This is a genomic window from Paenibacillus sp. 01L418, from assembly GCF_056400045.1.
On record NZ_JBFTSN010000016.1, the window covers coordinates 13,097 to 32,516 of the forward strand.

Annotated in this window: 12 protein-coding genes; 4 read left to right on the forward strand and 8 right to left on the reverse strand. The window is 46.7% G+C overall.

Translation table 11 applies throughout. The annotated features are described in order from the left end of the window. Nucleotide 1 precedes the first annotated feature (1 nt). The 3 genes from AC1DSE_RS04095 to AC1DSE_RS04105 all read right to left on the reverse strand — a co-directional run bounded on the left by AC1DSE_RS04095 (nt 2) and on the right by AC1DSE_RS04105 (nt 4,301). The gene (locus tag AC1DSE_RS04095; protein WP_477511236.1) at nt 2-1,060 is read right to left on the reverse strand and encodes an asparaginase; all 1,059 of its coding nucleotides are present in this window, start codon (nt 1,058-1,060) and stop codon (nt 2-4) included. Between the two features lie 222 nt (nt 1,061-1,282). Then, nucleotides 1,283-2,614, reverse strand: coding sequence for an ABC transporter substrate-binding protein (locus tag AC1DSE_RS04100; RefSeq protein WP_477527425.1), 1,332 nt, complete (start codon nt 2,612-2,614; stop codon nt 1,283-1,285). Nucleotides 2,615-2,750: 136 nt separating this feature from the next. Then, nucleotides 2,751-4,301, reverse strand: a complete 1,551-nt coding sequence (locus AC1DSE_RS04105; RefSeq protein WP_477527426.1) for a helix-turn-helix domain-containing protein — start codon at nt 4,299-4,301, stop codon at nt 2,751-2,753. A gap of 196 nt (nt 4,302-4,497) precedes the next feature. Here AC1DSE_RS04105 and AC1DSE_RS04110 point away from each other — a divergent pair, with 196 nt between their 5' ends. Beyond that, nucleotides 4,498-5,109: a PadR family transcriptional regulator gene (locus tag AC1DSE_RS04110; protein ID WP_477511239.1), complete on the forward strand. Its 612-nt coding sequence runs from the start codon at nt 4,498-4,500 to the stop codon at nt 5,107-5,109. 71 nt (nt 5,110-5,180) lie between these two features. On the opposite strand, the gene AC1DSE_RS04115 is transcribed toward AC1DSE_RS04110, so the two are convergent. Then, nucleotides 5,181-8,396 carry an MMPL family transporter gene (locus tag AC1DSE_RS04115; RefSeq protein WP_477511240.1) on the reverse strand — a complete coding sequence of 1,072 codons (3,216 nt, stop codon included), beginning with the start codon at nt 8,394-8,396 and terminating at the stop codon, nt 5,181-5,183. A 27-nt stretch (nt 8,397-8,423) separates the two neighbouring features. Continuing rightward, nucleotides 8,424-8,864 (reverse strand): MarR family winged helix-turn-helix transcriptional regulator, encoded by a 441-nt coding sequence (locus AC1DSE_RS04120; RefSeq protein WP_076266311.1) that lies wholly within the window; start codon nt 8,862-8,864, stop codon nt 8,424-8,426. Nucleotides 8,865-9,093: 229 nt separating this feature from the next. Between AC1DSE_RS04120 and AC1DSE_RS04125 the strand changes: the two genes are divergently transcribed. Further along, complete coding sequence (locus tag AC1DSE_RS04125) at nt 9,094-9,657, forward strand: FAD-dependent oxidoreductase (RefSeq protein WP_477511241.1); 564 nt, start codon at nt 9,094-9,096, stop codon at nt 9,655-9,657. A 156-nt stretch (nt 9,658-9,813) separates the two neighbouring features. Beyond that, on the forward strand, nt 9,814-12,450 hold the full coding sequence (locus AC1DSE_RS04130; RefSeq protein WP_477527427.1) for an EAL domain-containing protein: 2,637 nt from the start codon (nt 9,814-9,816) through the stop codon (nt 12,448-12,450). A 109-nt stretch (nt 12,451-12,559) separates the two neighbouring features. Here the strand turns inward: AC1DSE_RS04130 and AC1DSE_RS04135 are convergent, their stop codons facing one another. Then, nucleotides 12,560-13,477 (reverse strand): hypothetical protein, encoded by a 918-nt coding sequence (locus AC1DSE_RS04135; RefSeq protein ID WP_477511243.1) that lies wholly within the window; start codon nt 13,475-13,477, stop codon nt 12,560-12,562. 285 nt (nt 13,478-13,762) lie between these two features. On the opposite strand from AC1DSE_RS04135, the gene AC1DSE_RS04140 reads away from it, so the two are divergent. Then, entirely contained in the window at nt 13,763-15,508 is a 1,746-nt protein-coding gene (locus AC1DSE_RS04140) for a methyl-accepting chemotaxis protein (protein ID WP_441874648.1), read from the forward strand. A gap of 80 nt (nt 15,509-15,588) precedes the next feature. On the opposite strand, the gene AC1DSE_RS04145 is transcribed toward AC1DSE_RS04140, so the two are convergent. Beyond that, the gene (locus tag AC1DSE_RS04145) at nt 15,589-17,610 is read right to left on the reverse strand and encodes an ABC transporter ATP-binding protein (RefSeq protein ID WP_477511245.1); all 2,022 of its coding nucleotides are present in this window, start codon (nt 17,608-17,610) and stop codon (nt 15,589-15,591) included. A gap of 22 nt (nt 17,611-17,632) precedes the next feature. Next, nucleotides 17,633-19,378 carry an ABC transporter ATP-binding protein gene (locus tag AC1DSE_RS04150; protein WP_477511246.1) on the reverse strand — a complete coding sequence of 582 codons (1,746 nt, stop codon included), beginning with the start codon at nt 19,376-19,378 and terminating at the stop codon, nt 17,633-17,635. Nucleotides 19,379-19,420 lie beyond the last annotated feature (42 nt).

A 19,420-nucleotide genomic window follows, 5' to 3' on the forward strand; every position in this document is an offset into this window, starting at 1 on the left:
CTTACACCTCGTTATGTTCGTGATACAAAACACTTTCCGTTACGAAAGCTTTTGCCTGTGCTTTATCATCATATAGACCATATGCGAGCATGAGCTTCGTTAATGCAGCCTCAACCGACAGCTTCTCAATTACAATGGCACCCGCTTCAATAAGGCGCAGCGACGACGAATATAGGGCTGCCGAACGATCTCGGATCGGACATATGTATACATCGATGCCAAGCTTTTTACAGTTTGCAATAAACGCAGGAAGAGAGTACGGCCCTGCTTCTATTGCGCTTGCTGTACCCGAATGATGCAAATCATGGAGGATCGCCTTCGGCCGAATCGTTGTAAAATCATACAGCGAATAGTTCAAGCCCGGATATGGCCGAATATAGACGATGCTGGAATCGAGCTTAAGGGTGTCCGGCTCCCATGCAAACGACGCTTTAGGCTTAGTACTCAGCGCTTCCGGTCTTGGATTTCTCTCATGCTCCAGCCAGTTGAACACTCGGTCTGCCATCTTTCCGTACGGCACGCCGTAGGGGCTGCCGAATTGATCCGTAAAGGACATCGCTTGCGTAACTCTAGTTGCTAAGTAAACAAGTGCATCCCCTTTGTCATCCTCGTAAACGACAAATACGCCCGGCAGCTGTGCATCCACTACAAAATTGATTGCATTTGCAAAATTACGGCGCCCATTGCTTCTTTCATCGGCAACCGGGTAATTGCTGGCGGTCAGCACAATTGGAATTTTTGTATCTGCGAACAAATAACCGATCATCGCTGCGCTATAAGCCAGCGTATCCGAACCATGGGTGATGACTATCCCAGCATACGAGTCGGTATCTATCCCATGGACAGCCTCTGCAAGCGCGATCCAATCCTCGGTCGTCATATTTTCACTTAACAAGTTAAGCGGCTGTATCGCATCAATTCTAACATCATCGCGCTGCTCAGCACTGTTGATATAATCATCTATAAGCGAATAAGATCCCGCGTCATTAACATCGATGCCGTTTCCCTGCTTTTTGCTTCCAATGGTCCCGCCTGTAAAAACAACCAATAACTGCTTCACAAATGTTCCTCCTTATTGTCTTGCAATCGCTAGCCAGCGATAAAAAAAGATAACTTCTACTATCGTATATGCGGCTCTACACTCTGGTCAAGGCACAAGCTCTATCCTTACATGTTGCCCTGTGCAACTCGCTTCATACGAGATCACTTCGCCTATTCCTCCAATTAAAAAAGGAGGTGCTGGGCATTTGCAACTCACATGCCTACAGCATCCTCCATTCATTTAATCTCGCTCCTGTTTTCCTTGCTTCCGCCAAAAATCATCGAACTGCTTAAGCAATTCCTCCGTAGAAATGACATTCATCAAATGTTGTCGACCCAAATCCGTTCCCATTTGAAAAAATTGACTGTAATTTTTATAATAGCTCGGTTTTCTTACGCCCTGAAACCGATCCGGGTCATTTGCCATCAGCATATAAGGGGCATACGGCCCTGTAGAATACTTTTCCTCTTCAATCGTATTGTTATAGATGGATATAACGCCTGAGGCATCAGCAAAGGCACGATTGTTCTCAATCGATGACAAATAGGAAATGAATTTCCAAGCCTCATCCTTATGCTTAGACTGGGAAGCAATCCCCCAGCCGGCTGCACCAACGTTGTAATGAGAGATCCCATCAGGCCCTGTAGGCAAAGGGGCTGTTGCCCACTGGCTGCTCTCCAGCTTTTCCTTGATCATCTCTATCACGTCTGAGTCTTGGATAAGCAAAGCCGCATTGCCGTTCACAAATGCTTGAACCTGTTCATTAAAGCCCCAATCTATGGACGCAGGATCTGAGATCTCTGTATAAATCTTCTTGTAAAGCTCAACAGCCTCTGCTGCCCGCTTGCCTGAGWATATCGTCGAGCCATCCGTATTAAACATGGAATCGCTTATATCGACGTTCTCTCCGTTATAGTCCTGAACGATTGAAGACAACGTATTAACGGCACCACTGCCTCCGCGAAAGGAAAAGCCGTATATCCTCTCCATCGGCTTCGTCAATTGCTTGCCGACAAAGAAGAGCTGCTCCCATGTTTCTGGCACTTGCAGCGCCTTGGCATCGAACCAATCCTTGCGATAATAAAGCTGCACTTGATAAAGACTGCTCGGAATATAATAAGCAACATCGCCTGCATCTCTAGACATCAGCTTTGCATTATTGTTAAGCAGCATATAATTGCTCCATGATGAAATATAACTCTCCAAGCTGGTTATCAGACCACTTTCCGCAAGCTGATGTACCGTAACGTCCCGCACCTCAACAATATCAATCGCTTGATTCTGCTCCAGCATCGTCAAGATCGTCTGATCAGCGGTCTCGTATTCTGATGTCACTCTCACAATCTCAATGGTTGGATTGTCGAGTTCAAATTGTGCAATTAATTTGTCTAATTCCACTGTCCGCAGCGGCGTCATTAGGCTCTCAACAATTTTTAAAGTCAACTTATTCGGAGCTGGTGTCTGTTCAAGCGGTTCCGGACTATTTGGATTAAGCGTACAACCGCTTATGAAAGATATCATGATAATTAACGAGAGCGGGTATAGTGCTTTGCCCATTTGAGTGAGCTTCATAAATTCCCTCCCGATCAAAAAGTAATGATGCATAACCATTACTCTATTTATCGGCTACATACGCTTCAATCAATACAGCTGACCTCTTCTTTTTTTTTGCAGGATACCACAGATAAAATGGAACGAGCGCCCTCATTTATTGCGCGTAACTCATCAAATGCCTCACTGTCTCATCGATGAGCCCATCGTGGACGGTCGGATTATAGTTCAGCCGGTCGTGATAGCCGATAAAGATACATCTTCTACGCGCATCCTTTTCCCTCAATCGGCGCCAGCCCTCCTCCAGCTGATTGCAATAATCACGGGAAGCCTCCGCTGGTACGAGGAAGAGAACGCTGCTGCAGCCTAGTTCAGCGATCTCCCTTAGCGAGCTCGTATCAAGAAACCCGATCTGGTGTGCCGATTTCGGATAGGTCATTTGCAAATCGTCATAAAAAAGGTCCTTCATCTTGCGGCGGCGCGGGCCAAATATTCGAAAGCCCGTTTTTCCGGCATGAACAATTAAGATAGGCTCATCGCCTAAACTGTTTTTGAGCTGCTCACGCGCGTTTTGCACCTTCATCTCGTAATAGGACAACCAGCGCTCTGCTACGGTGGACAAGCCTAATGCATTGCTTATCTCAAGCAGCCGCTCCTTCCAGGAATAAGCCTTCCAATCGAGCATTAGAACCGGAGCGATAGCCGAACATGCCGCGTACATTTCCTCATCCAGCATACCTGCCAATATGAGATCCGGCTCCGCTTCACGCAGCTGCTGGAGCACCCGTTCATGCTGATGAGTGCTCAACCGAATAAAGGACAAGCAAGTAGGCATGCCGATAGCTGATAGGTCGCCCGCGAACACAGATACAAGCGTGGCTACTCGTTTCTTCGCAAGCTGAGCATATTCCGTAGGAGCCAGTCCCATATGTTTCTTAAACAGCCGGCTAAAATAGTACTCGTCAGGATAGCCGACGGAATGGGCTACGTCGACGATGGAAGAGGACGTACCCGAGAGCATGCGCATAGAAGCATCGAGCCTCAGCTTGGTCATATATTTAAGCGGTGTAAGTCCTGTATAACTGCGAAAGGCTTGATAAAAACGGCTTGTACTCACCCCGGAGGATCTTGCAAGCTCCTCCATATCCATCGGTGTGCTTAACTGCTCAATCATAAATTGCTTGGCTTGCTCGACGTAGCCAATTAAATCAGCTTCGGTCTCTCTCGGCTGCTGGACGGACTGAATGAGCGCAGCCACCATTGCATAAAGCTGTGATTGCAGCTGATAGTATAAAACCACATCATCAGTACCGCAGTCGCTTTGAAAGTCCTGAAGCCAGCTTCTCGCCTGCGGCAGCCTCAGCAGTTTTAATCCCATACTGTCTCGGTAAGGGAGCATCTCCGCGCCTGCTGCTGTCGAACCGCTTCGGAAGCGAATAAGTACGATTTCAGCTAGATGGTTGCCCTCATTAAGCAGCGTACATTCACAATGGGACGGAAYGAGAAACAGCTCACCGCCAACGGCTTTTTTAGTCGTGTGCTGCCCCTTCTTCACAATGGAAACCTTTATTTTATGTTGAAGCACAAACGCAAAGCATTGCTCCTCTCGATTGTTCAACTGCATATGCTGCAGCGATGGGAGCTTAACTTCCTCCGTGCCAATATAGAGCATTTCACCGTACTTTGTTTGATTCGGTTGCTGCGACATGCGCGCTCACATCCTTAATAAACAATATTATTTTATAAATTGTAAATAATAATAATTATCATTGTCAATGCTGTAAGTAGAGTAAGCTTATTCCAAATGACAGCTGATGAGCGATCCCTTATGTTTCACTTCACCCTCAAGCATAGAAAAACAGAAGCTTTCCTTATCATAAAGATCGAGGTGACTTAACTTGAAGATGTCTACTAACGATGTTTCCAAAGAGCATCATCAACATAGCAAGGAAGAGCCTAAAGTCAATCCGCGCAGCAGCAAGCGTTATTTTGGCCGCGGCGGCGTGAAGGTTGCACTTATGAAGCTCCTCATCGACCAGCCAATGCACGGTTACCAGATGATGAAGGCTTTAGAGGAGCAGTCTGGCGGACTTTATGTACCCAGTGCCGGCTCCATTTATCCCACGCTTCAGATGCTTGTGGGATCCGGCTTCGTCTCCGTTCAGTTAGAGGATGGCGCCAAAAAAGTCTATAAAATTACCGAGCAAGGTCGTGCAGCATTGCAGCTGCTTCCTGAAAAAACAAGGCATAATAAAGCCGAGGGCGGCAGCCCATCACCAAAAGCCGAATCGTTCCGGAATGAGAAAATTCGGATTAAGCTTGGATTATCGATTGAATCCTTTAATCTGCTTAAGCTGGTAACACGCGCCGAACAAGAAGCATCCGCGAGCAAAGAGCAAGCAGAAGAGCTGCAGCGTCTGTTAACTGAGCAGCAGCAGCAAATCAGCGCCTTTCTCGATGGGTCCGTGCAAAATGCGAATGAAGCTAAGGTTCCATACGAATTGGCCGGACGTTAAGTAACAAGAAAAGGGTTATCGCATAGGTCTTTGTCATGCACCAAAGACCCTGGATAACCCTGCTTTATTAACTAGTGAGTTGAATCATGCGAAACATGATGACCCTTAAGCGTTTGACCGCTATGCAAACGATCCGTTTTCTCAGCATCCTGTTTGCGTCCCATAAAAGGCCACCAGTTAGCAGGACCGAAAGTGCGTACCATAACTGGAATGAATAATGGAAGCATCAACAATGCATAGATGAACAGTCCACAAAGCACAATAGTTGCAATTTGCAGAAGTGACATTACTCCTGAAGGAAGCATCGCTGCGAATGTCCCGCCTAGAATAACAGCTGCAGACATAATTACCGTACCCATGTTTTTCATCGCTTCCAAAATGGCTTCCTGAGGCGACAGATGGCGGTATTCTTTAAAGCGATCCATCAAGAAAATACTATAATCAATTCCTAGTGCGACGAGCATGACGAATCCGAAAAATGGAACCGCCCAGCTAATACCCGACTGCCCAAGCAGCCTTACGAATATGACCTCTGCAATCGCCATCGAGGAATAGAACGTAACGAGAAGCGATGCGATCATATAAAGCGGCATGACGATCGAGCGGAACAAAAGGATAAGGATAATTGAAATGCCGATGAGCATGAGAATAACCGTACGCGAATAATCCGACGCTGAAATATTGCTCAAATCGTTATTCATACTCGTTACACCGCCRACAGCTACCTGTGATCCGTTATAATCGGTGTTTTGAATCGCGCGGTGAACAGCTGCTTCCAATCCGTCGATTTGCGCCATCGTTTCCTGTGCATACGGATTGCCTTTAAATATGACATCGAACTTCGCTGTTTGGCGATCCTCCGACATATACACATTAAGGGCAGCCTGAAATTCCTTGTTCGCAATGGCTTCCTCTGGAATATAAAAGCCCGTCATTTGCTTATTCGGCGATTCCGCTAGACTATTCAAATATCCGCCAGCGGATGTGAGTCCATCGGTTACCTTCGTTAAGCCGTCAACGCTTTGATCCAAACCGCCGGTCAATTCGCCCAGCTGATCGTTCAGCGATGCAAACCCAGCCTGCAGTTCCTTCTGACCATCCGATAGTTCATTAAAGCCCTGCGTGACACCAGGCAGCTTCGATACAATTTGACCTTGGCCTGCGGCTGCCTGCTCAATTCCTTTTTGCAGTTCTCCAAGTCCTGCAGCAAGCTTGCCAAGACCCGAAGCTAGCGCCGTTTGCCCTTCACTTGCTTGCAGGAAACCGGCATTTGCTTGTGTCATTCCCGCTGAAATGCCTGTTAGCTGCTCATTAAGCTGAGACAACTGCCCGCTGATTCCTGCTGCTCCTTGCTGGAGATTTCCAAGAGCAAGCATGGTTTGTTTAAAAGTCTCATCGGCTTGCAGCTCTGGGTGACTTTCCTGAAGTGCAGTCAAACTTTGCTGTACGCCGGATAATCCGCTCGCCAGTTTCTCCTGTTCAGATGCAATCGCGCTATACGCACCAGTAAGCTGACCAAGACCGCCGCCTAGCTGCTCGTAGCTGCTAAGCAATTTACGGCTCGCGCCTGCCAGCTGCTCCGCACTCGCCTGCGCCTGCTTCAAGCCCTCGCTAAGCTCTCCCGCACCTGCAGATCCATCCTGCAGCCCTTGCTGAATCTTCTTCAAACCTGCGCCAAGCTGTACAATGCCAGCCTTCAGCTCATTCGTACCATTAACGAGCTTACCGGCGCCGTCAACAGCTTCATTTAATTTCGGCTTATTCTCGCTTAACGCGCTGCTTGCCTCGGAGAGACCATCACCGATTTTGCCCAAGCCTTCGCCGCTTTGACCAAGCCCGCTCTCAAGGGTGGTAACTTGATCTGCCACGAGAAATTGCTCCATTACATCACCTGTCGGACGAGTTGCACTGCGAACGGCCTTGATGCCTCCAGAATTCGCAAGCTCGCGGCTGATTTGCTCTAGTACAGCAAGCCCCTCAGGTGTGTCCATCGGTTTATCAGCTTTGACCACAACGGTAGTAGGCAGTGAATCACCAGGTCCAAAGCTATCCGCAATAATGTTGAACGCTTTAACAGAGTCATATTTATCGCCAATCTCATCCAGCGAGTTAAAAGAAATTGTGCCTTTATACGCTGTAAGGAAAGGTACAATAATTACTGCCAAAATAACGAGCGCCCACAAAGGGCGTTTTAGTGAAAACTTACCCACTGTACCCCAAAGCTTGCTCGGCTTATGCTCAAGCGAGCCTTTCGCCGGCCAAAACAATTTTGTACCCAGCACCGCCATAAAAAACGGCACGATCGTAAACAATGCGATAAGCAGTACCGCTACCCCGACTGCAACGGCTACTGCCGAGCGGTAAAGCATAAACGTTGAGAATCCGATTGCAGAGAATCCCACCAACACAGCTAAGCCAGAAAATAATACGGTTCTTCCCGCAGTGCGGTAAGTTTGAACAATCGCTTCTGTCTTGTCGCCGCCGCTATGCGTCAACTCTTCCTTGAAGCGGCTAATGAGCAGGATGCAATAGTCTGTGCCGATCCCAAATAATACGGCAACTAGGAAAATTTGCGTGAAGTTGGAAAGCGGAAAATCAAAATATTTGACTAAAAACGCAATAACGGATTGTGATATTAAATAAGTAAATCCAACGGCCACTAGCGGTACGAGCGGCGCAATCGCAGAACGGAATACAACAAACAAAATAATTAAAATAAATCCAAGCGTAATAAACTCGGTTTTCTTAAGCCCTTCCTGCGAGCTTTGTACAACATCCTCAGAAATAAGCCAGTTTCCTGTATAATAATGCTCTACCTTCACATCTGAAATCGTCTCATAGAGACCGTCTCTTAGCTCAGCAAGCTCACGGTCGCCAGCCTCGACATTCACAAGCGCAAGGATGGTGCTTCCATCCTTCGATACCATTTGCTCCTCAAGCTCTTTGGTATCAAAATGAGTCGTCACGGAGAGAACCCCAATAGCCTCGCCTTTGCTCTTCAGCTCATCGATTCCTCTCTTTACTTCCGCTAAATCAGCGTCCTTCAGACCGCCGTCCTTATGGAATACAAGCACGGTAGGCATTCCGCTGCTGGCGCCTGCATTATCGCCTCCGCCAATCGATTTCTCCAAGTCCCTGGCGACCGACGAAGAATATCCATCAGGCACGTTGATTTGCCCTTTCGTACGAACAAGCTCTTCCATATTCGGCGCGCTGAGCATTAAACCTACGGCAGCAGCAAGCCACAATATAAGAACAAACCATCTAAATTTCAAAACGGTTCTCATCTTTGTTCCCCCTCAAATATAATAAAACTATGGATTCATCATTTCTTTAGCAAGCTTCTCGAAGGTTTCGATAAAACAGTTCGCTTCCTGCTCTTCAAAACGATTAATGTATTTGGCCAGCAGCACTTGTATCTTATCCTCCATGAGATCGCAAACCTGCTTGCCTTCCTCGGTTAGCGCTAAATAGATGACCCTGCGATCCTTCTCATCTGGAAATCTTTGAATTAAGTTTTTATCAAATAATCGCGTAATGATCGCGGTTATTGAGCTTTTCCCCACGCAAAAAATGTCCGCTAATTCGGACGATGTGCTCATTTCCTTCGAATGCAAATAACGTAGTGTCGCAAACTGGTCTACCGTTAGATCATCTGGCATTAACTCGCGGATCATCGCATTTAGTCGACGGTTTACAAGAAAATTAGCCGCTTCGTAGCGATCGATGAGTTGTTTCAATGATGCTCGATCCACACTGGTGTCCCCCTTTTTATGTAGTTTCTAAATATCCACGAAATTAATTCTATTATGAAACAGTTCGATAATAGAACTATATCAAACGATTTTATTTAAAACAACGCCTTAATTTAGAATATATTGTGAACAGATGTGTACAAGAGAAGGACAAGCTATTTGCTTTTTTCAAGCTGCCGTTTATATACTAGTGAAGTAATCAAACCAACCATTATTGGAGGTATGTCGTATGTACGATATCGTTATTATTGGTGCTGGTCCGGCTGGAGCAAGTGCAGCCATTTTTACTGCAAAAGCAGGCAAAAAGACGCTCGTGTTTGAGAACAACAAAGGAATGACAAAACGCGCTTGGTTCGAGAACTACTACGGAATTTCAGAAATTGGCGGCCCCGACCTTGTGGATACAGGCAAACGACAGGCTGAGAAATTCGGAGCAGAGTTCAAGGAGGAAACCGTACAAAATATCGTTACCATCACTGACGGCCTGCGGGTGGAAACAGACGGCGGAAGCTATGAAGGAAGGCATGTACTTATTGCAACAGGCGTTTCGACTGAGCTGGCTGAGCATATCGGGATCTCTACAAAACCGGGTACCGAGCCTCGTATCAAAACCGTTATTGCGGTCGACGCGGCTGGTAAAACGAATATTGATAACATTTGGGCGGCAGGAACGGTTGCTGGCGTAAGCGTGCATGCAGTCGTTACTGCAGGGGATGGGGCAAAAGCTGCCATTAACATCATTAGCGAATTAAACGGCGAACGTTATGTGGATCACGATATTTTAAAGGTTTAACAGTATCTTCCTGAAACAAAAGCAGGATATTAGAAAAAATTGTCGAATAACAGGGAAAATAATCAAACTCTTTTTATGTTCCTATCCTTGTCAGGGTGCTTCGGCACCCTTTTATTTGAACGTAAAAGGTTTTGTCACACTTCCAGGAGGCCGACGGTGAGCAACCCATTGTTTCAGCAGCACAACAAACAATTGACGATTGCTTTCGCATTTGCCTTATGTGCGCTTCTTGCGCTAATCGCCGAGTCGAACCATTTTCAATTTTTGTATGGCATTACCTTTTCATTAACGAGTCTATTTACACTTCTTGGCTTGCGATTATTCGGTTACTGGCCAGGACTCTTAATGAGCGCAGTTGTCCTATTCCTAGGCACTTTTTTATTAAAGCAGCCCCTCTTTCATTACATCATCCTTATTGAAGCTGCCTTTATCGGCTTGCTTCTTCGCAAATACAAGAATCAACTGTTTGGGATTGACGCCGTTTTCTGGGTTCTAGTCGGAATGCCCGCTATCTATTGGTTCTACTCCTTTCATTCAACGCTCATAACGCAGGATTTGCTTCTTATTGCAGGAATTATTGCCATGAATGGCCTATTTAACGCACTGTTCGCTGAGATTATCTACCAGTACATGCCACTGCGCAAATGGAGTGGGTTTGCCCGCTCGCAGCAAGGACCAAATTCCTTCAGCAAGGTACTGTTTCATTTCTCCATCGGTATCGTATTCCTTTCGTTTTTACTCAACATTTTCATTAACAGCTTGAGCTCCATTAAAGAAGTAAGTCTATATGCCGAGCGAATCTCCTCGATCGAAATCAATCGCATTTCAGAATCATTGGATAAATGGCAGGCGGTTAGCACCGATCTAGATAAGCAAGATCAGATTGCTTTCCTTCAACTAGCCCTTGGCAAACATTTCGGGAATTCTATCATATCTGTGACGAACGCCGACCATAAAGTTATTGCATCCAGCGCGCCTGAGACTGTAGGTGAAATGCTTGATTTCTCCAAAGAAAGCAGCATTACTCCCATGAACAAAAAAGCGTATTTAGTTATGCCTGACGTAAAAAAATACTCTTGGCATTTCCAGACCTGGTATGATGGAAATTTGATATATAAAGATAAACTTCAGGCATCGGATTGGCTTGTTTACGTTGACTTTCCCATTAAAAATCATCAAAAATATTTGTTTACCAAATATTTCATTCATTTTGTTTATATGATCGGGCTTGCCTTTTTTGCCGTCATTCTAGCGTATCTCATTAATTGGTGGCTCTCTCGCAGTTTAACTCGGTTAGCGAAAGCAACAACGAACCTTCCGCTGAAGCTTCAGGAGATGAACACATTGGAATGGCCACGAAGCAGCATTGTAGAAATTCATTCATTGATTGCAAATTTCAAGCATATGTCAACCAATCTTATTCACATGTTTCAAGAATCGCAGCGAAGCAACGAGAGGCTGGAGGCTCAAACTTATTTATTGCAGCAATCGGAGGAAAGACTGCATCAGCTTGCCTATTACGACATGCTGACTGGTCTGCCGAATAGGCTGCAATTCACACTCCATTTTCAAGACATGATAACTATGAACGCTGCTATGAAAAAACCGATAGCCATCATGTTCGCTGACATCAATCGCTTTAAGCAAATTAATGATACGCTTGGACATGCTGTAGGTGATATTTTACTCGGCAAGGCAGCAGAACGCTTCGGAGCAGCGGTGTTTGATGAATGCAACGTCTTCCGATTGGGTGGAGACGAGTTTGTATTTGTCGGACAGTATGAGAATGAAGATGAACTGGCTGCAAATGCCCAAGCCGTCGTAGATTCCTTCAATGAGCCTTTTATGATCGACGAAACGCTGCTTTATTTAACCGTTAGCGTCGGCGTTAGCGTGTACCCGCAGGATGGCGGCGATATGGATACCATTATCCGAAACGCCGATATTGCTATGTATAGCGCCAAAGAGCAAGGTGACGGCTGCTACCGGTTTTTCAAACCAACGCTGGTATCCGCGATGACAGAGAAGATGCAGATCGAGAACGGGCTTTATAATGCGCTGCAAAACAAACAGTTCTCGCTACATTATCAGCCAAAAATAAATGCTGCAACCGGCGAGCTATGCGGCATTGAAGCGCTCATTCGCTGGCGTCATCCCGAGCTTGGCATGATTCCGCCCGATAAGTTTATTCCACTTGCCGAGCAATCCGGTTTTATATTAGATATTGACAGCTGGGTCTTCCATGAGGCCTGCCGGCAAAATAAAGCTTGGCAGGATGAGGGACTACAGCATATATGCGTCTCAGTGAACATTTCAGCAAGACATTTCTACCAAGGAAACTTATCTGAAATGATCGTCAAAGCGTTAAAGGACACCGGCCTTGATCCGCAATATGTAAGCCTTGAAATTACTGAAGGTGTATTTATGCGGAATATGGATCAAGTGATCGAGACCATTCTTTTCCTTCGGGGGCTTGGCATTCAAATATCAATCGATGACTTTGGCACGGGTTATTCATCCTTGAATCAGCTGCAGCGCCTGCCTATATCAGACGTAAAGCTGGATCGTTCCTTTATTCAAGGCATTACGAATGACGAGAAAAAATCATCGATCGTCAAAGCAATTATTGRGCTTGTACATAGCATGAATATGAAGGTTGTTGCAGAAGGCGTGGAGACAATTGCCGAATCGAATTTCTGTACGGAGCTGCAGTGCGATGAGCTGCAAGGTTATTTATTCAGTAAACCGCTGCCGCCACACGAGCTGGCGCTCCTTCTCGGTAAGAATGAATAAGCTATACAACAGACATGAAGGAGCTGCCTCAAGGTCATAGACCGCGGAGCAGCTCCTTCATCTTTTTAAAGTCTACACGGACTTATTGAATATTTCGCATACAAAACTGTTATGCAGTTGGAGCTGGAGTTGCTGCTGCGGAGGTATCCGTTGTGGATTCACGTTTCGCTGCATCGTCACTCGGACGTTCGCCACGCGGTCCTTTTCCGCCGTGTCCACCCTTGCCATGACCTCCACGCGCCGGGATTTCTTCATTTACATGTTTTGTTGCATGATCGACAGCCTCAGCTAGCTTCGTATCATATTGCTCCTGCGTAATCGTTCCCGCTGCCAGCTCCTCCGCTAGCTTCGCTTTTTGATCCTTTACCTGCACGTCAATGATCACTTGGATCGCAACACCCTTCTCCTCAGCGATTGCCGCCAAGGTCTTGCCTGATTCAAGCTCCGTCTTTAATACATCTGCCGTTATGCCTAGCGCTGCAGCTATGCCATCTACGTTTTTCGCAAAGCCGCCTCCTCTTTCACCACCGCCGCCATGCTTTCCAAAACCTAATCCTTTGGAATCAAGCAGCTTCTCCGCCTGTGCAGCAGCATCCGGCTTTGCTTGCTGTTGTCCAGTTTCTGCTAGCTTGTCTGCTTCTACTTTTGCGTCAGGTTTCGGATTAGCTGCCTCAGCTGCCTCCAGCCATTCAACAAGCTTAGCCTTAAGATCAGCTCGCGTTTTCCCGCTCGCGACTGCAACCTCTGCCAGCGTTGACGTTTGCAGCTTAGTCTGAAGCGCCGCTTCATCGAGCCCTAAGTACGTTAGTAACTTTTCCTGTATTTGTTGAAAACCGCGTCCGAAACCGCCATGTCTGCCTTCATGATCCTTCTTAGCTGCGCCGCTATCTGCTTGTGTACCTTGCTCTTGCTGCGCGTCGCTGCTTGCTGCTGCCGCATTTACATATTGGCTAGCCCATAGGCCTCCGCCCCCTAAGGCAAGCGTTAGCGCAATAGCACCCGCTGTTATAGCTTTTGCTCTCTTCATTGAATATTCCACCTTTCACTTTCAAATTTGTTGTTACAAGACCTAGCATAGACAATAAAACTTAAGCCTCCTTTAATCCCCGCTGAAAGTTGGCTGAAGACATGCTGTAATTGAACACTTTTCTAACATAAAGCCCCGTATTTCTCTAATAAAAGTTTGTTATTGTAATAACAGATGTCATTCATTGAATTGTAAAAAAATGGACTGTATCGTTACTATTCATTTTTCGACAGAATTCGACGATAACTTATCTTATCTTAACTTTTCATTATGGGGTGTGATTGCATGTTCCGAATTAAGGACAGAAGTTTAGTCGTTACCAGCTCCATCGTATTAGCCCTTCTCCTCGTTATTGTCATTAGCGTCACCGAGTATTTATCCTACAGCACGCAGAAAAAATCCTATTTAGATGAAATTGAACGGATTGGACAAACGCTTGGTTATCAAATCGAAGCTGGTCATGATCTGGTTACTTTTGGATACAACGAAGTATCCGCTGGGCGTGATACCAATAATGCTACGTTCAAGATGCTTAAGCTGCAGCTCGACGTCATGATTAAGAACGATATCGTCGCAAATGCATATGTGTATATGCCTGAGGTAATCGAACGCGACGGAAAAAAATTTATAAAGATGATGCAGAGCAATGAGGCTCTCTCCGCCGCAGGCCTTGGACCTGGAGATGAGTATGAAATGAGTGAAGCATTCGCTGGCAAAATTGATGATGCCCTAAATGAGGGATCTGCTTTGACCGAAGTCGTTACAGATGAATATGGTCAGTGGATTTCTTATTTAGCACGCGTAAAAGACCCAAGCGGCAAATTAATCGGCATATTCGGCATCGACGTTGATTTCAAACAAATTGATGATGCCTTAAATCTTATGTTTTGGAAAAGCATAGGGATTGCAGCGCTGCTAGCCTTTATTGCCATACTTATTATTGTTGCACTGGTAAGAATGACGTTGAAGCCGCTCAAACGGCTCGCGGAAGTATCCTCATTAGCAGCGAATGGCGACTTGACGCTTGCCGTTGCGGTCAAAGGAGGCAATGAAATAGCTCAAGTTTCTATCGCCTTTAATGAAATGATCGCAAGCCTTCGTCAGCTCACAGGCAGCATTCGAATAACATCCGATGAGGTGGCTGGCTCGGCTTTCAACATGCAGCAAAGTGCAGAGCAGACCTCCCGTGCGACAGAAGAAGTAACTGAAGCTATTCAAGAAGTTGCCTCCGGCTCTGAAACACAGCTGCAAAGCTTGCAAGAGTGCCAGCGCGCGATGACAGAAATGACGATCGGCATTCAAAGAATTGCAGAGTCGACCTCATCTGTATCTGAGCTGGCAGCGGACACTACGGCAATGGCTACGGAAGGCGAGACCGTTATTGATCAAACATTGCATCAAATGAATACTATCGAGTCCAATGTAGTCGAAACGGTTACGACCTTGCATGAGTTGAAGGAGCAGAGTGACAAAATAGGCGGCATCCTCGCCTTGATCGGCGATGTAGCCAATCAGACTAATCTGCTTGCACTTAATGCGTCTATTGAAGCGGCGCGTGCCGGCGAGCATGGCAAAGGTTTTGCTGTCGTTGCCCATGAAATCCGCAAGCTGGCTGAACGCTCCAAGGAATCCTCCGAGCAGATTGGAACTATACTGCATAGCATCGGAAGTTATGCTTCAACAGCCGTTTCATCAATGGAGCAGTCTGTGGAAGCCGCGCGTTTCGGCTCAAACATCTCGGCACAAGCCGGCGAGTCCTTCCGCTCTATCGTTACTTCCATTCGTGATGTTTCCAGTCAAGTACAGGAAGTATCCGCAGCGTCGGAGCAAATGTCAGCTGGCAGCGAGCAAATTGCAGCTTCGCTAGATGCGCTTGAGGGCATAACGGCTAATTCCGCAGGAAACTCACAGCGTGTCGCTGCGGCGTCAGAAGAACAGCTTGCTTCCATGCAGGAGGTTGCAAGCTCCTCCGAGCAGCTGCGTAATTTAGCTTCTACCTTGAATGAGGCGATCAGCCGCTTCAAGACCTGATGTACTAACAAACGATAATATCTGCCCAAATAAAAAAGGCTAAGCGGGATGACTCTCGCTTAGCCTTTTTTTGCCGTTTTCTATGATGCAGATGCTGCGCCGAATTGCAGCTGATACATCGCGTAGTATTTGCCGCGATGCTCCATAAGTTCATCATGGCTGCCTCGCTCCACAATGACGCCGCGATCAAGCACAAGAATTTGATCTGCACTGCGAATCGTCGACAGGCGGTGCGCGATGACGAACGTCGTGCGGCCTTTCTTCAGTACATCAAGCGCCTCTTGAATGATGGCTTCCGTCTCGGTATCAATGCTGGCTGTCGCCTCATCGAGAATAAGAATAGCGGGATCATAAGCAAGTGCCCTTGCAAAGGAAATCAGCTGCCTTTGACCAGCAGACAGTGTGCTTCCCTTCTCAATAACAGGAGCATCAATGCCGCCTTGGAACTGACTGAACATGTCGTAAGCGCCAACGTCACGCAGCGACTGTACAATTTTCTCGCGGCTAATCTCCGGGTTATCAAGGCTGATGTTCGATGCAATCGTTCCGGTAAATAGGAATGGGTCCTGAAGAACGATACCCATATGCTGCCTTAGCAGCTGCTTCGGCATATCGCGTACATCGGTGCCATCTACGATGATTTTGCCCTCGTTCGAATCGTAGAAACGGAACAACAGATTAAGAATCGAGCTTTTGCCTGAGCCGGTATGGCCTACTAGCGCAACCGTCTGGCCTTGTTGAGCGTGGAAGGAAATATTTTTCAGCACATATTCATCCTTCTTATAAGCAAAAGAAACATCCTCGAACTTAACATCGCCCTTATATCGGTCCATTTTGCCGGAAACGACATCGATTCCTTCCTCGTCCATCAGCTTAAATACTCGCTCTGCAGATACGCGTGCCGTCTCGAGATTGGATAGCTGGTTTACGATACCAACGATCGGCGCAAACATACGGTTCATATAATCGATGAATGCGTAAAGCACGCCGACCGATACCGCTCCGCGGAGTGAATCGCCCCAGAACATAATGAGTACAATGAGGAACAATGTATTCCGTATAACATTGACTAGATTATGCGATGTCACCGAGTTGAGGCTGAGCAGCTTGTTTTGATATTTATAATAATGCTCATTCATTTCCTCAAATTCCTTCGTCGTTTCCTTCTGACGGCGGAACGCCTGAATAATCGTCATCCCTTGTATCGATTCATTGATCATTCCGTTAATTTCACTCAGCTTTGATCTAATGATACGGTTATAACGAGCAGCGAATTTACGATAAACGATAATCCAAACGATGAGGATTGGCACAAGCGGCAGAGCCAGAAGCGCTAAGCGCATATCAAGCAAGAACAAGGCTCCATAAATAGCCACCATATAAATAACACCTGTAAAGAAATTCGCCAGCACTGCGACATACAGCTCGCGTATAGCTTCTGTATCATTAGTCACCCGCGAGACAACCTGCCCAGCTGATAAATTATCATAATAATTGACCGGCAGCCGCTGCGTGTGTGCAAATATATCCGTACGCATCTTGCGCACGATACGATTCGCTGACGTCTGCAGCATTAGCCGCTGTCCGTAGGTGAAGACAGCTACGAGCAGCAAAAATCCGAAATACATAGCTGCTAGCTTCATTAACGCCGGAAACTCCGGCTTATAGAAGGAATACAGCTCTTGTGATGTAAGCTGTGTTACTGGATACGAGACCGTTTCGCCCGTTTCCTTATTTGTCACCGCAAGGTTGTTCCCCTCTACGACACGTTTGCCTTGATCAGATGCCAGCGCATCCTCCAGCCAATAAAATTTGCGTCCAACCTGCAGCACGCGAACCTCCTTGCCCTTCTGTTCCGAAGCGGCAAAGTGATCCTCGCGCTTATACCATTTATCTTTATAAAGAACCGCATACTCTTGTTTTGCTTCGACTTCATGCCATTTCTTCTCGATGCCGAGAATATTCTGGTCAATCATCCGTTTTGCAATTAGCGGTCCTGCAAGCTCTGCGCATACAGCAAGCACGAGCAGAAGAAGCGCAAGCAGGATCGGTTTTTTATAAAGCATGGCGTATTGAAACAATCGTTTTCCTGTGTTGCCCATTGCTCTTCACGCCTCCAATTTATTACGTTTCAATAATAGCCTCAAGCTGCTGACGATCATACTGCTCGCGATACCAGCCGCCCATCTCCAGCAACTGCTCATGCGTGCCTTCTTGCACAATTCGTCCTTCGTCGAGAACGATAATCCAGTCTGCATGCTGTACTGCGGATAACCGGTGCGTCGTAATGAATGTCGTCTTGCCTGCTCTTTCTGTACGGATGCCCTCAATAATCTCGGATTCCGTCTTCCCGTCAACAGCTGACAAAGCATCGTCCATTAGCAATATTTCCGGATCGGCGATAAGGGCACGCGCAATACTTACACGCTGCTTCTGTCCGCCGGACAATGCCACGCCCCGCTCGCCTACCATCGTCTCAAGTCCATCCGGCAAAAACTTAATATCTTTGGCGAACGAAGCCCGCTCGAGTGCTCGCTGCAAATCGACGTCTGTACCTTCTTTTAGGCCATAGAAAATATTTTCGCGAATCGTCTTCGAGAACAAGATAGGCTGCTGCGGCACATATCCGACCCAGCCCAGCATGTCATCGATTTTCAAGCTGCCAAGCGGCTCTCCAGATATATGAATACTGCCGCGTCCAAGTGGATATTCCCGAAGCAGCTGCTTCAGCAATGTAGTCTTGCCGCTGCCTGTTCTGCCTACGATACCAAGCGTCTGCCCCTGCGATAACGCAAAGGAGAGATCAACCAAGTTGTCGACTTGGGAGGACGGGTAACGGAACGTCACATTTTTGAATTCAACGGACGTTGGTTCATCTACTTTCACCTGTGCTGCTGCATCAGCAACATCAGGCTTATAGCCAAGTGTTTCACTTACACGATCGAGCGAAGCATTGCCGCGCTGCATAATGTTAATGAGCTCACCGATTGCAAACATCGGCCAGATCAGCATACCAAGAAACACGTTGAAGGATACGAGCTCCCCGAGCGTAATTTCATTATGGAATACAAGATATCCGCCATAACAAAGCCCGATCAAATAACTTGTTCCAACGAGTATTTTCATCGTCGGCTCGAATAACGCGTCGATGCGCGCAACAGCAATATTTTTGTTAAGCACTTCATTTGTTTTGGCGCTGAAACGTGCTTCGCTTGCTTCTTCCTGCACGAAGGCTCTGATAACCCGAACACCCGATACTGATTCCAGCACCTGATCGTTCAAATCGCCAAATGCGTCTTGCGCGTCCATGAAACGTTCGTGAATTTTTTTACCATAATGCTTCATCGCAAGCGCCATAAGCGGCAGCGGCAGCAATGCCGCAAGCGTAAGCTTCACGCTTATCAAGCCTGCCATAACAATTAGAATCGTAATCATAAATAAGGTCGAATCGATTAACGTCAAAATACCGAAGCCGGCTGTCTGTGCAACCGCTCCTAAATCATTGGTCGAGCGCGCCATAAGATCGCCCGTCCGATTGCGTTCATAAAAGGTGGGGGTCATTCGTAAAAAATGTCCCATTAATCGTGAGCGCAGCAACTTCTCCAGCACAAATGCTCCGCCAAACAGCTTGTAATGCCATATGTACGTAATGACATAGCCTACTACCGTTAGTGCGATCCAGCCGTAAAGCACGCGATTAAAATCGGCTTGACCGAGTAAATCCTGATGTATGCCATCAATCGTATAGCCAATAAGCCAAGGCGGGATGACATCAATAATTCCTGTTAGAACTAGAAGTGTTATAGCAACCGTATAACGCTTCCAATGCAATTTAAAAAACCAGCTTAATTTTTTGAGTACACTAAACATGCTTCTCTACCACACCTTCCGCTATCCATCCAAGCTTCGTTT